This window comes from Streptomyces sp. NPDC050263, from assembly GCF_040655955.1.
Lineage (GTDB): Bacteria > Actinomycetota > Actinomycetes > Streptomycetales > Streptomycetaceae > Streptomyces.
This window is the reverse complement of the sequence record NZ_JBFAKW010000027.1, coordinates 61,292-75,102: the sequence shown is the minus strand read 5'-3', so window position 1 is coordinate 75,102 and position 13,811 is coordinate 61,292. Positions and strand designations below refer to the sequence as shown.

General features: G+C 71.0%; 6 protein-coding genes and 4 pseudogenes. 3 read left to right on the top strand and 7 right to left on the bottom strand.

Features of this window, described 5'->3' with window-relative positions:
- Positions 1–2: 2 nt before the first annotated feature.
- The 3 genes from AB0J04_RS15335 (at position 3) to recQ (ending at position 5,477) form a co-directional block, all read left to right on the top strand.
- Complete coding sequence (locus AB0J04_RS15335; protein ID WP_363168893.1) at positions 3–1,574, top strand: NADH-quinone oxidoreductase subunit M; 1,572 nt, start codon at positions 3–5, stop codon at positions 1,572–1,574.
- Positions 1,571–3,229, top strand: coding sequence for an NADH-quinone oxidoreductase subunit NuoN (nuoN, locus tag AB0J04_RS15330; RefSeq protein WP_363168892.1), 1,659 nt, complete (start codon positions 1,571–1,573; stop codon positions 3,227–3,229). Before AB0J04_RS15335 ends, nuoN begins: the two co-directional genes overlap by 4 nt.
- 202 nt (positions 3,230–3,431) lie before the next feature.
- A complete protein-coding gene (gene recQ / locus AB0J04_RS15325) occupies positions 3,432–5,477 on the top strand; it encodes a DNA helicase RecQ (protein WP_363168908.1) in 2,046 nt (681 codons plus the stop codon).
- A 108-nt stretch (positions 5,478–5,585) separates the two neighbouring features.
- On the opposite strand, the gene AB0J04_RS15320 is transcribed toward recQ, so the two are convergent.
- From AB0J04_RS15320 to AB0J04_RS15290, 7 genes and pseudogenes are all read right to left on the bottom strand, one after another.
- Complete coding sequence (locus AB0J04_RS15320; RefSeq protein ID WP_363168907.1) at positions 5,586–8,396, bottom strand: fumarate reductase/succinate dehydrogenase flavoprotein subunit; 2,811 nt, start codon at positions 8,394–8,396, stop codon at positions 5,586–5,588.
- Between the two features lie 29 nt (positions 8,397–8,425).
- Positions 8,426–9,281, bottom strand: a pseudogene (locus tag AB0J04_RS15315) (ABC transporter ATP-binding protein).
- Positions 9,265–10,146, bottom strand: a complete 882-nt coding sequence (locus AB0J04_RS15310) for an ABC transporter permease (protein ID WP_363168890.1) — start codon at positions 10,144–10,146, stop codon at positions 9,265–9,267. Before AB0J04_RS15310 ends, AB0J04_RS15315 begins: the two are co-directional and overlap by 17 nt.
- A pseudogene (locus AB0J04_RS15305) lies at positions 10,143–11,483 on the bottom strand (ABC transporter substrate-binding protein). Before AB0J04_RS15305 ends, AB0J04_RS15310 begins: the two are co-directional and overlap by 4 nt.
- A gap of 27 nt (positions 11,484–11,510) precedes the next feature.
- Positions 11,511–11,735: pseudogene (locus tag AB0J04_RS15300) on the bottom strand (ferredoxin family protein); the annotation flags it as partial.
- 166 nt (positions 11,736–11,901) lie between these two features.
- Positions 11,902–12,682 (bottom strand): annotated as a pseudogene (locus tag AB0J04_RS15295) (GntR family transcriptional regulator).
- Between the two features lie 122 nt (positions 12,683–12,804).
- Positions 12,805–13,743 (bottom strand): M56 family metallopeptidase, encoded by a 939-nt coding sequence (locus AB0J04_RS15290; RefSeq protein WP_363168889.1) that lies wholly within the window; start codon positions 13,741–13,743, stop codon positions 12,805–12,807.
- Positions 13,744–13,811: the final 68 nt, after the last annotated feature.

The following is a 13,811-nucleotide window of genomic DNA, read 5'->3' as shown; positions in this document are numbered from 1 at the left end:
CGATGTCCTTTCCTCTGCTGACAGCGACGGCGGCGCTCCCGGCGATCGGGGCGGTCGCCACGGCCGCCGTCCCGGCCGCCCGGCGCAACGCCGCCAAAGCGCTGGCGCTGCTGTTCTCCCTTGCGACGTTCACCCTAGCGGTCGTCGTCCTGGTCCGGTTCGACCCGGACGGCGCCCGCTACCAACTCACCGAATCCCACTCCTGGATCGCGGACTTCGGGGTCAGGTACGAGCTGGGCGTGGACGGCATCGGGGTCGCGCTCGTCGCGCTGACCGCGCTGCTGATCCCGTTCATCATCCTCGCGGGCTGGCACGACGCCGACCCGCTGGAGACGGGAAACAAGCGCTGGCGGCCGACACAGGGCTTCTTCGCCCTGATCCTGGCCGTCGAGGCGATGGTGATCCTCTCCTTCGAGGCCACCGACGTCTTCCTCTTCTACATCTTCTTCGAAGCCATGCTCATCCCGATGTACTTCCTCATCGGCGGCTTCGGGGACCGGGCCCACGAGCACGGTGAGGAGACGGCGTCCACCCAACGGTCCTACGCGGCCGTGAAGTTCCTCCTGTACAACCTGGTCGGCGGTCTGATCATGCTGGCCGCGGTGATCGGCCTCTATGTGGTCGCCGGGAACTTCTCGCTCGCGGAGATCGCCGAAGCCCGTGCCAACGGCACGCTCGACATGGCGACGAACACCGAACGCTGGCTGTTCCTCGGCTTCTTCTTCGCCTTCGCGGTGAAGGCGCCGCTGTGGCCGCTGCACACCTGGCTGCCCAACGCCATGGGCGAGGCCACCGCGCCCGTCGCCGTCCTCATCACGGCGGTCGTCGACAAGGTGGGCACCTTCGCGATGCTCCGCTTCTGCCTCCAGCTCTTCCCGGAGGCGAGCAAGTGGGCGACGCCCGTCATCCTCGTCCTCGCGGTGATCAGCATCGTCTACGGGGCGCTGCTCGCCGTGGGCCAGCGGGACATCAAGCGGCTTGTCGCGTACGCGTCGATCTCGCACTTCGGGTTCATCATTCTGGGCATCTTCGCGATGACCAGCCAGGGCCAGTCCGGAGCGACGCTCTACATGGTCAACCACGGCATCTCGACGGCCGCCCTGATGCTGGTCGCCGGCTTCCTGATCTCGCGGCGCGGCTCGCGGCTCATCGCCGACTACGGCGGTGTGCAGAAGGTCGCCCCGGTGCTCGCCGGCACCTTCCTGATCGGCAGCCTGGCGACGCTGTCGCTGCCCGGACTCGCCCCCTTCGTGAGCGAGTTCCTCGTCCTGGTCGGCACGTTCGCGCGCTACCCGGCGATCGGCATCATCGCCACCTTCGGCATCGTCCTCGCCGCGCTCTACACGCTCGTCCTCTACCAGCGGACGATGACGGGTCCGGTGAAGCCCGAGGTCTCGGCGATGCCGGACCTACGCGCGCGTGAGCTCGCGGTCGTCGTCCCGTTGATCGCGCTGCTGATCTTCCTGGGTGTCTACCCGAAGCCCGTCACGGACATCGTGAACCCGGCGGTCAAGCAGACCCTGTCCGACGTCCAGAAGAAGGACCCCCAGCCCGAGGTGGAGGCGGCCAAGTGAGCGCATCAGCCGTCCACAGCCTGTGGACAACGGCGGCAGCCGCGACCGACCCGATTTCGAAGATCGACTCGCCGAAGATCGAATACGGGCAATTGTCGCCCACCTTGATCGTCGTGGGCGCGGCGATCATCGGAGTGCTGGTCGAGGCGTTCGTGCCGCGCAAGCACCGCTACTACGCACAACTGTTCGTGTCCGTCGTGGCGCTGGCCGCAGCGTTCGCCGCGGTGGTCGCGCTGGCGGAGGGCGGGTACGGCACCACGAAGGCGCGCATCGCGGCCATGGGCGCGATCGCGGTCGACGGACCGGCCCTCTTCCTCCAGGGCACGATCCTGCTGGCCGCCATGGTCGGCCTGTTCACCTTCGCCGAACGGCGGCTCGACCCCGAGGTGCACGGCAACCGGGTCGACTCCTTCGCCGCCCAGGCGGCGTCCGTACCTGGAAGCGACAGCGAGAAAGCCGCGGTCAAGGCCGGTTTCACCACCACCGAGGTCTTCCCTCTGCTGCTGTTCGCGGTCGCCGGCATGCTGGTCTTCCCGTCGGCCAACGACCTGCTGACCCTCTTCATCGCCCTGGAAGTGTTCTCGCTGCCCCTGTACCTCCTGTGCGCACTGGCCCGCCGCAAGCGGCTCATGTCGCAGGAGGCCGCGGTCAAGTACTTCCTGCTCGGCGCGTTCGCCTCCGCGTTCACCCTCTTCGGCATCGCACTGCTGTACGGGTATGCGGGCTCGGTGTCGTACGGGACCATCGCGCAGGTCGTCGACGGCACCGTCCAGAACGTGAACCCGGCGCTCGCCGACACCATGGGCAACGACGCGCTGCTCCTCGTCGGCGCGGCGATGATCGTCATGGGGCTGCTCTTCAAGGTGGGCGCGGTGCCGTTCCACATGTGGACGCCCGACGTGTACCAGGGCGCACCGACCCCGGTCACCGGCTTCATGGCGGCGGCGACCAAGGTGGCCGCGTTCGGCGCCCTGCTGCGTCTGCTCTACGTCGTCCTGCCCGGACTGCGCTGGGACTGGCGGCCGGTCATGTGGGGCGTCGCGATCGTCACCATGCTGGGCGGCGCGATCGTCGCGATCACCCAGACCGACATCAAGCGCCTGCTGGCGTACTCGTCCATCGCGCACGCCGGATTCATCCTCGCGGGTGTCATCGCGACCACCCCGGACGGCGTCTCGTCCGTCCTCTTCTACCTGGCCGCGTACTCCTTCGTGACGATCGGCGCGTTCGCGGTGGTCACCCTCGTGCGCGACGCCGGCGGCGAGGCGACGCACCTGTCCAAGTGGGCGGGGCTCGGCCGGCGCTCGCCCCTGGTGGCGGCCGTGTTCGCGGTGTTCCTGCTGGCCTTCGCCGGTATCCCGCTGACCAGCGGATTCGCCGGAAAGTTCGCCGTGTTCAAGGCGGCGGCAGAAGGCGGCGCGGCCCCGCTGGTCGTGGTCGGTGTGATCTCCTCGGCGATCGCGGCGTTCTTCTACATCCGCGTGATCGTGCTGATGTTCTTCAGCGAGCCCCGGCCCGAGGGCCCGACCGTCGCCGTTCCGTCGCCGCTGACGATGACGGCGATCGGCGTGGGCGTCGCGGTCACGCTGGTGCTGGGTGTGGCGCCGCAGTACTTCCTGGACCTGGCGAACCAGGCGGGAGTGTTCGTGCGCTGACCTGGGGGTGTGAGTGCAGCGGGCCCGGTTCCCCAGGTGGGGGCCGGGCCCGCTGACGTCGCACAGGTGATCGGGTTTCGGGGATTTCCGGACGTCGTCACGCAGAGTCACCGGATCGGGTCTGTGGATAACTCCGGCGGTGTCAGTGCGGACCCCTATCGTGGAGGCAGTGGTCGAGAGACGACGTACGGGGGACCAGACGATGGGTGCGACGGGCGGGATCAGCGAGATGACAGGGATCACCGGGACATCGGAGCAGACCGACAGCGAGGCGCTGGCCGCGCTGCACCGGGTCTTCGGGTACGACGCCTTCCGCGGCGAACAGGAAGCGGTCATCGAGCACGTCGTGGCCGGTGGGGACGCGGTCGTCCTCATGCCGACCGGCGGCGGCAAGTCGCTGTGCTACCAGATCCCCGCCCTGGTCAGACCCGGCACGGGAATCGTCGTCTCCCCGCTGATCGCGCTGATGCAGGACCAGGTGGACGCGTTGCGCGCGCTCGGCGTGCGCGCGGGGTTCGTCAACTCGACGCAGGACTTCGACGAGCGGCGCGTCGTCGAGGCCGAGTTCCTCTCCGGCGAGCTGGACCTGCTGTACCTGGCGCCGGAGCGACTGCGCCTGGAGTCCACCCTGGATCTCCTCTCGCGCGGCAAGATCGCGGTGTTCGCGATCGACGAGGCGCACTGTGTCTCCCAGTGGGGCCACGACTTCCGCCCCGACTACCTGTCCCTCTCGCTGCTCGGCGAGCGCTGGCCGGACGTCCCGCGGATCGCGCTCACGGCGACGGCCACCCACGCGACGCACCAGGAGATCACCCAGCGGCTGAACATGCCGTCGGCCCGGCACTTCGTGGCGAGCTTCGACAGGCCCAACATCCAGTACCGGATCGTGCCGAAGGCCGACCCCAAGAAGCAGTTGCTGAACTTCCTGCGCGAGGAACACGCGGGCGACGCGGGCATCGTGTACTGCCTCTCGCGCAACTCGGTCGAGAAAACAGCCGAGTTCCTCTCCAAGAACGGCGTCGAGGCGGTGCCGTACCACGCCGGTCTGGACGCGGGCACGCGCGCGGCGCACCAGTCCCGGTTCCTGCGGGAGGACGGCCTGGTGGTGTGCGCGACGATCGCCTTCGGCATGGGCATCGACAAGCCGGACGTGCGGTTCGTGGCCCACCTCGACCTGCCCAAGTCGATCGAGGGCTACTACCAGGAGACCGGGCGAGGAGGCCGTGACGGCCTGCCCTCCACGGCATGGATGGCATACGGCCTCAACGACGTCATACAACAGCGCAAGCTGATCCAGTCCGGTGAGGGCGACGAGGCCTTCCGGCGGCGGGCCGGCGCCCACCTGGACTCGATGCTGGCGCTCTGCGAGACCGCCCAGTGCCGCCGCGGACAACTGCTCGTCTACTTCGGCCAGGAACCGGCCCCGGCGGGTTGCGGCAACTGCGACACCTGCCTGACGCCACCGGAGACCTGGGACGGCACGGTCGCGGCCCAGAAGGTGCTGTCGACGGTGGTGCGTCTGCAGCGGGAGCGCGGGCAGAAGTTCGGCGCCGTGCAGATCGTCGACATCCTGATGGGCAAGCGCACGGCCAAGGTGATCCAGTTCGACCACGACCAGTTGTCGGTGTTCGGCATCGGCGAGGACCTCGCCGAAGGCGAATGGCGCGGCGTCGTACGGCAGTTGCTGGCACAGGGGCTCCTCGCCGTCGAGGGGGAGTACGGCACGCTGGTGCTGACCGAGGCCAGCGGGGCGGTGCTGCGCCGCGAGCGGGACGTGCCGCTGCGCAAGGAGCCGAAGAAGCCCGCGGCGTCGAAGGCGTCGGGCTCGTCCTCCTCCGGCCGGAGCAAGCCCAAGGCCGCCGCGGCCGAGCTGCCCGAGGAACTGCTGCCCGCCTTCGAGGCCCTGCGCGCCTGGCGTGCCGAACAGGCCCGTGAGCAGGGCGTTCCGGCGTACGTCATCTTCCACGACGCGACGCTCCGGGAGATCGCCACGGCGTGGCCGACCTCGGTGCAGCAGCTCGGCGGCATCAGCGGCGTCGGTGAGAAGAAGCTGGTGACGTACGGCGAGGGCGTGCTGGAGGTCCTGGCCGCGCTGGGCGGGGCACCCGGCGGAACACCGGCCACGGCCGCTCCCGTGCCGACGGGGAGTTCCGCTCCCGGCGCCGCTCGGGTCACCCGGACGGATGCGGGTGACCCGGACTACTGGCCCGAGATGGACGCGGAGCCGGAGCCCGAGGACTGGATATAAGCGATACAGCGGACAGGACGTCGAGCGGACCTACGGAAGAAGGAAGAAGGGGGAAGGAGGAAGGGGGAGAGGACACGGGCGGTCACCGTCCCCGGCCCGCCGCACCCCTCATAGAGCGCGCGTCGCATACGCCCTGACGTCCGCGTCCGAGTCCGTCGTCGCCGTGGCCAGGGCTGCGAGAGCCGCCTGTGAGGCACGGTGGCGGGTCAGGGCCAGGACGGCGGCCTTGCGGACGTCGGCGTTCGGATCGGCCAGCGTTTTGGCCAGGACGGGGACGGCCGTGTCGGGGTCGGCCACGGACAGCGCGGTCGCGGCGCCTGCACGCACCTGCCAGGCCGGGTCGGCCAGGGCTGCCACGGCCCGGGCGGCGAGCGGCACCGGGCAGCCGGTGGTGCCCAACGCCCCGTAGGCGGCGGCGCGCACCAACGCGTCGGGGTCTCCCACGAGACCGGCCAGCGCCGTGTGGACGGCGTCATGCTCCAGGGCGACGCCGGAACCGGACCTCGCGCCGGGCCCGGAGGCGCTCAGGCGGTCGGCCGCCACCGTGGCCAGGGCCTTGGCGATCGTGACGCGGACCTCGCGGGACGGGTCGGCGGTCGCCGCACGGGCCAGCTCGTCGGCGGCGTCGACGGAGACCAGAGCGCGGACGGCCTCGATCCGGACGGCGATGTCGGCGTCGGTGAGCAAGCCCGCGAAGAGGGCGGCGTCACCGAGGCGCAGGGCGCGCAGCACGTCCAGGGCCGCGGCGCGGACCACGGGGTCGGACTCGGTGAGGGCGTCGGCGAGGCCGTCACGCAGGGCGGGTTCCGCGGGCAGGGTCTCGACCAGCTCGCGCAGCGAGGCCGCGGCGGCGGCGCGGACCTCGGCGGCCGGGTCGCGCAGCGCCTCGGCGAGGGCGGGACCGGTGCCCACGGGCACGGTCTCGGTGAGGACGGCGACGGCCTCGCGCCGGACGGCTGACGCCGGGTCGGTCAAGTAGGGAAGCAGAGCGGCGAGTGCGGGCTCCTCCTCGGCGAGGGCGACGAGTTCGAGGAGGCGGGAGGCGGACCGGCCTGAGGACGAGTGCTCGGCGTCGGGCTCGGGCGTCGGAGGCGTTGCGAGGCCCGTCGGGTCCGGGGCGGCTGCCTCGGTCCCGGCGGCGACGGGCGCCACGTCCCGTGAACCGGCCGTGGCCACGTCCTCGGAGTGGACCTCGCCGAGATACCGCGAAGGACCGCCGACGGGGCTGAACTCGTCGACCGGAACCAGATAGGGAGCCACGGGTCGGGCCGTGAACTCCATCGCACCAGAGGGGGACTTGTGCAGATCGAGGTGGTGGAACCAGGAGGCGTCGTCGCGCTGAGGATGGTCGAGGCGGTCGTGGTAGAGGCCCCAGCGGGACTCCGTACGGGCCAGGGAGGCGCGCGCGGCCATCTCCGCGCAGTCGCGGATGAAGCCGACCTCGGCGCAGCGCATGAGCTCGTGCGGGGTGCGGGCCCCCATCTCGGCGACGTCGTCGCGCATCCGTTCGAAGGCGTTCAGGGCCAGCGACAGCCGCGCGCCCGACTTCGGCGGGGCCACGTAGTCGTTCACGAAGCGGCGCAGCTTGTACTCGACCTGGGGCTGCGGCGGGCCCTGCGGGTTGCGCAGCGGGCGGTAGACGAGCTCGTGCGCCTCACGCAGTTGGTCAACGGGAAGTTGACCGTCGTACGCCTTGTACTGGGACGCGTCCGCACCGGCGAGATCGCCGAAGACGAACGCGCCGATCATGTAGTTGTGCGGGACGCAGGCCAGGTCGCCGGCGGCGTACAGCCGGGGGACGGTCGTACGCGCGTGGTCGTCCACCCGCACACCCGAGGCCGAATGGCCGCCACAGAGGCCGATCTCCGAGATGTGCATCTCGATGTCGTGGGTGCGGTAGTCGTGGCCGCGGCCGGAGTGGAAGGTGCCCCGGGTCGGGCGCTCGGTGGAGTGCAGGATCGACTCGAGGGCGGAGATCGACTCCTCGGGGAGATGACTCAGCTTCAGGTACACCGGGCCCCGGTCGCTCGCGACCTCCGCCGCGAACTCGGCCATCATCTGGCCCGACCAGTAGTCGGAGTCGACGAAGCGCTCGCCGTGCCGGTTGACCTGGTAGCCGCCGAACGGGTTGGCGACATAAGCGCAGGCGGGGCCGTTGTAGTCCTTGATCAACGGGTTGATCTGGAAGCACTCGATGCCGGTCAGTTCGGCGCCCGCGTGGTAGGCCATGGCGTAGCCGTCGCCGGCGTTGGTGGGGTTCTCGTACGTGCCGTACAGGTAGCCGGAGGCGGGCAGGCCGAGGCGGCCGCACGCGCCGGTCGCGAGGATGACGCCGCCCGCGCGGACGGTGACGAACTGCCCCGTACGGGTGTTGAAGCCCGCCGCTCCCACAGCCCGCCCGTCCTCGGGGGACGTCAGCACGCGCACCGGCATCACCCGGTTCTCGATGCGGATCCGCTCCCGCATCTCGCGCCGCCGCAGCTGGCGGTACAGGACCTTCTTGACGTCCTTGCCCTCCGGCATCGGCAGCACGTACGAACCGGAGCGGTGGACCTGGCGGACCGCGTAGTCGCCGTGCTCGTCCTTCTCGAACTTCACGCCGTACGACTCCAGGCGCTGCACCATGGCGAAGCCGAGGGTGGCGGTCTGGCGGACGGTGGACTGGTCGACGATCCCGTCGTTGGCGCGGGTGATCTCGGCGACGTAGTCGTCGGGTTCGGCGCGGCCGGGGATGACCGCGTTGTTGACGCCGTCCATGCCCATCGCGAGTGCCCCGGAGTGGCGGACGTGCGCCTTCTCCAGGAGCAGCACGTCCGCGCCGTGCTCGGCGGCGGTCAGGGCCGCCATGGTGCCGGCGGTGCCGCCACCGATGACGAGGACGTCGCAGGTCAGCTCCTCGGCGTCGCCGAGCGCGGGGATCTGGAGGGGGGTGTCCACCGGGGTGCCTTTCAGATGCTCAGTGAGGTCAGGACGTCGCGCCGCAGGGCCACGCGCGCGGGGTCGTCACGGGCTGCGCGGTCGCGCGGGCGCGGCACGTCCCGGACGGCGAGGAGGCGGCCTGCGCCGAGCAGAGCCACGCGGTCGCTCAGGAACAGGGCCTCGTCCACGTCGTGGGTGACGAACACGACCGTCGCGCCCGTGCCGTGCAGCACCTCCACCAGCAGGTCCTGCATGCCGGCCCGGGTCTGGGCGTCGAGGGCGCCGAAGGGTTCGTCCATGAGGACGGCGCGCGGACCCGCGGCGAGGGCCCGGGCCAGTTGCGCCCGCTGGCGTTGGCCACCGGAGACGCGGTGCGGCAGCTGCCGCGCGCGGTCGGCGAGGCCGACCCGTTCGAGCCAGGCGTGGGCCTGCTTCCTGCGCTCCGCGCGCAGCGAGCCCTGGATGGCGAGGGGCAGTTCGACGTTGGCCAGCAGAGTGCGCCAGGGGAGCAGGGCATCCTCCTGGAAGACCAGGGCGCGATCCGCCGCCGGCCCGGCGATCCGCCGCCGGCCCGGCGATCGGCCGGCCGTCCTGCTCCACGGTGCCGGCCAGCGCGGGCAGCAGCCCGGCCAGGCTGCGCAGCAGCGTGGACTTGCCGCAGCCCGAGGGGCCGACGACGGTGAGGATCTCGCCCGGCGGGACGTCCAGGTCGACGGCGTCCAGGGCGGCGGCGTCGGGGCGGCCGAGGGTGGCCGCCCGGAGAGTGAGCCGCGTGCCACGTGCGCCCGCGCCCACGGTTGCGGCGATGTTCGTGTCGGTGGCTGTACCGGGGGCTGTACCAGTGGCGTTGCCGGTGTTCTCGCGGCTCTCAGACGAGGTGCTCATCGCACGCCTCCTCGGGGTCGGGTCCGGTGCGGACGGCGGTGGCGGCGGCCGGCGCCGCAGCGGCCGGCCGGACGCTCCCCGCCCGGGGGCGGCCTGCGGGGACGTACGACGTGCGGGGCAGCCAGCGGGTCAGGCGGCGGCCGAGAAGTTCCACGGCGGTGGACGTGGCCCAGCCGAGCACGCCGATCGTGACCATGCCGACGAACACGCCCGGGTAGTCGACGACCGTGTAGTCCTGCCAGGTGCGGTAGCCGACGCCGTACTGACCGGAGATCATCTCGGCGGAGATCACACAGATCCACGACACGCCGATGCCGACCGACAGACCGCCGAAGATGCCGGGCAGCGCGCCCGGCAGCACGACCGAGCCGAGGATCCGCCACCGGCCGCCGCCCATGGTGCGCACCGCCTCCTCCCACCCGGGGGCCAGCGCCCGGACCGCGTGCCGGGTGGAGACGAGAACGGGGAAGAAGGCGGCGGTGAAGGTGATGAAGACGATGCCTTGTTCGTTGGAGGGGAAGAGCAGGATCGCGACGGGGACCAGGGCGATCGCGGGAATCGGGCGGACGACTTCGAGGATCGGTCCGAGCACGTCCTCGGCGAGCCGCGAGCGCGCCACGAGCACGCCCGTGGCCACGCCGAGGGCGGCGGCCAGGAGGAAGCCGGTGAGGATGCGGGTCAGGCTGTCGGTGAGGTCCGTCCAGTAGTCGTCGCCGGCCAGCCGGTCGGCGAAGGCGCGGGTCACGTCGGCGACCGTGGGGAACTGCGAGAAACGCAACCACAGGTCGACGTTCAGACTGGTCAGCAGCTGCCACAGGCCCAGGGCGGCCGCCACCGAGGCCGCCCTGAGCGCGTACCGGGTCACGACGCCCGCCCCAGCGCTTCGGCGTACGTGACGACCCGGGCGCCGCCGTGCGCGTCGACGTAGGCCTGCGCGGTCGCGGGGGCGACGAACGGCAGCAGGGTCGCGCCGTCGGTCACCCAGATCGCCTTGTCGGCGAACCACAGGGTGCCGGTGGTGGCGTCGGGGACATAGGCGGCGCGGATGCCGTCCTTGTGCTGCGCGACGTAGGCCAGCAGCTCGGCGGGCGTCTTGAAGGCGCGGGTCTCCTCGGCGCCCTTCGGCCACACCTCGCTCGCGGCCGGTGCGGGCGAGGCGGCGAGTTGCTCGGCGTAGGACGAGCCGAGCGCCTTCTTCACGTACTGGTCGTCGACGAAGGAGTCCACGTCGATGTCCCCGGTCAGCTTCGCCGCCTTCAGGATCGACACGTCCTCCTCGAGGGCGGAGACGAGCTGGGGCTTGACGGCCGGGTCGAAGGTGGAGATGCCGTGGGTGCCGTTGTAGAGGTAGACGACCTCGGCGGGCAGACTCGTGGCCTTCGCGACGCTCTCGGCGGCGGCCACGGGATGGTCGTTCAGGTAGGCGGTGGCTTCCGCCTGCGCCTTCAGGAACGCCTCCAGCACGGCCGGGCGCTTCTTCGCGAAGTCCTCGCGGGCGGTGACGCCGCGGAAGGTGGGCAGGTCCAGCTGGGCGCCGTCGTACAGGGCCTTCGCCTTGCCCTGGTAGGCGAGCGGCCGGGCCAGGCGACGAACTGCGAGAGCGCGTCCGCGCTGCCCGCGGTGAGCGCCGACGCGCCCACGGCCGGCTGCTGGTTGAGCTTCTCGATGCCCTTGCTCGGGTCGATTCCGGCCCTCTGAAGGGCCCGTACGAGGGTGCCGTCGGCGGCGGAGCCCACGCTGGTGGAGACCTTCTTGCCCTTGAGGTCCTCGACGGAGGCGAGCTTGGAGTCGGGTGCGGTGACGATGGTGTTGAGGCCGCCGCGCAGGTTGTAGCCGGTGATCGAGACCAGGTAGGTGGGCTTGCCGAGCTGCTTGCCGCGGGCGGCGTTGATGAGGAGCGGGAAGTCGCCCATCGAGCCGATGTCGATCTTCCCGGCGGTCATCTGCGCGGTGATGGGGGGCGCCGGTGGCGTAGTCCTGCCAGTCCACCTTGTAGGTCGTGCCGTCGCCGAGGGCGTTGAGCTGCTTCTCGAAGTAGCCGAGCGAACGGAGGAGGGTGCCGGCCGTGACCGTGTTGATGGTCTTGGACTGGTAGCCGACGGTCACGGTGACCGTGGATCCGCTACCGGCCTCGGCGCTGCCGCATCCGGCGAGGGGGAGCAGCAGGAGGGCGGCCGACGCGGCGACGGCTGGGGGTTTGATCGGTTTCATTGTGGTTCGCGCCTTTCGCCGGAGCAGGTAGGGCATGTTGACCGTGACGGCTCCGGTGGGACAGCGGGCCGCGCACGGGCCGCAGTACCAGCACTCGTCGACGTGCATATAGGCCTTGCCGTTGCTCTCGTCGATGGCGAGGGAGTCCAGCGGGCACATGTCCACACAGAGGGTGCAGCCGTCGATGCACTTCGACTCGTCGATGGTCACGGGCACGTCGGCCCGCTGGGGCGCCAGGGTCATGGCTGTCTCCAGAAAAGTCCCGAGAAATTCTGAGAAATCCCGAGCGGCAGTGAACCGGTGAAGCGTTGCCGAACGATGAAGGGGTGAGAGCGGAAAGAGGGCAGGGGGGAGCAGGGAATGAGGGCGGAAGCGAGGGCCGGAGCAAGGGTGAGGACAGGGGGAGTCGTCAGAGGGAGCGGTGCAGCAGGCCGCTCATCGAGATGCGGTCGCCGCGGAAGCGGATGAACTCCAGGTCCACCGGCGGCACTAGGTGGGTGAGGCGTTCGAGCATCAGGACGGCCGTACCGCGCGGTGCCTCCAGTACGGCGGCGGAGTGGGCGTCCGCGGTCACCGCCTCCAGGGTGATCTCGGCGTGGCCGAGGCGCTGCCCGGTGACGGACTCCAGGAGGCGGAAGACGTCGGTGTTCTCCAGGTCGGCGCCGAGCAAGGAGGTGCCGAGGTCCAGCGGGATGTAGGTCAGGTCCAGAGAGAGGGATGCCACCCAGCCGACGCAGCCGCTCGACGTAGAGGACGTCGGCGCCGGGTGGGACATGGAGGCGGTCGGCCACCGGGGCGGGTGCGGCCACGGGGCCCATCGTGCGGACCTCGTTGGTGACGTGGCCGTGCTCGTGCAGGGTCTCCGCCAGGCCCATCAGACGGTCCAGGCCGTGTGGGTACTTCTGTGCCACGACGACCGTGCCGACCCCGGGCAGGCGTTCCACCAGGCCCTCGGCCCGGAGAAGGTCCAGTGCCTCGCGGACGGTGTTGCGCGAGGCACGGTAGTCGGTGGCGAGGGCCGACTCGTGGGGAAGCGCGCCGGCCGGGAAAGCGCCGGTGAGCAGCTGGCGGCGCAGGAGGTCGGCGAGCTGACGGGCCTGGTCCGCGCGCAGCAGGCGGCGCGCGCGGTGGGCGGCGACGGTGGTCGCGCCCCGGCCGGCGTGCTCTCGGATGCGATCGGTGGGTGGCATGTTTCGAACCATGGCGAGTCGGTAGGGAAACCGGTGTTGCCGGAGTGTTGCGCCACCTGCCGGAACGTCAGATAAGGCGTTGACCTGGGGAAATCGGCAGTTCTCGAGCAAGATCTGCCAGTTCAGGACAACGCCGTCAGCCCCGGGGCGAAGGTGATCAGCAGCGGCAGGAGGGGGACCAGCGCGGCCACGGTCGTCGTCAGCGCCCGGTGTCTGCGGAGCAGGCGCGGGGGCGGTTCGAGCAGGCGGTCCACGCGCTCGCCCAGCAGGCGGTGACTGGAGGCGCAGGACAGGACGCCCCGGTGTTGGTTCAGCTCGATCAGGGCCAACGCGGTGGTCAGGTGACCGCAGCGGCGCGACGCGGTGTCGTCGGCGGCGAGTTCGACCAGGCGGTGGGTCTGGTCGCAGAAATGGGAGAAGAGCGGAATGCGGGGGAATCCGGTGGCAAGGGCGGTCGAGAGGTGGAGCAGCCAGTCGTGGTGGGCGCGGGCATGGCCGCGCTCGTGGGTGAGGACGGCGTCCAACTGGTGGGAGGTCAGGCGGTGCAGGGCGCCGGTCGTCACGATCAGCTGGGGCGGGTTGCCGGGCATCCACCAGGCGTCGGGATACTCGTCCTCCAGGACGAGCAGCGGGCCCCGGGCGGAAGGCAGGCCCGCCGGCAGGTCGGGGGCGCGTTCCCGCAGGTGGGCCCTGGCCTGGCCGCGGCGTCGGCGCGCATCGACGAGTTCGCGGGCCAGCATCGCGGTGGTCCAGCCGGCCCCGCAGGCCAGCAGCAGGGTCAGGGTCACCGCCCACAGCGGGGCGGCCGAGAGATCGTACGCCTCGGTGACCCCAGGCGGCGCCGGCGCGAAGACCTGCGTGCGGACGGTGTGGAAGACAGCTGCGGCGCCCAGCGTCAAGGCCGTCAGGCAGCACAGCAGGACGGTGGCGACCAGGCACTGCCACACCCACAGCGCGACCACGGGCTCCCGCTCCGGCCATGCGGAACGGGTCAGCGCACGCGGGGCCGGCACTGCGGCCGTCAGGGCGACGGCGCTCAGCAGGAGCAGGCAGACGGTCATGCCATGGGCTCCGGATCCTGGTCGGGAAAAGCCTGGTCGGGCAAGGGACGTGCGCCACGTGCGCGCGG

What these genes read in the sequence shown, in the direction of transcription:
- AB0J04_RS15335 (WP_363168893.1), top strand. Translation starts at nt 3, where the DNA reads ATGTCCTTTCCTCTGCTGACAGCGACGGCGGCGCTCCCGGCGATCGGG.
- recQ (WP_363168908.1), top strand. Translation starts at nt 3,432, where the DNA reads ATGGGTGCGACGGGCGGGATCAGCGAGATGACAGGGATCACCGGGACA.
- AB0J04_RS15290 (WP_363168889.1), bottom strand. Translation starts at nt 13,743, where the DNA reads ATGACCGTCTGCCTGCTCCTGCTGAGCGCCGTCGCCCTGACGGCCGCA.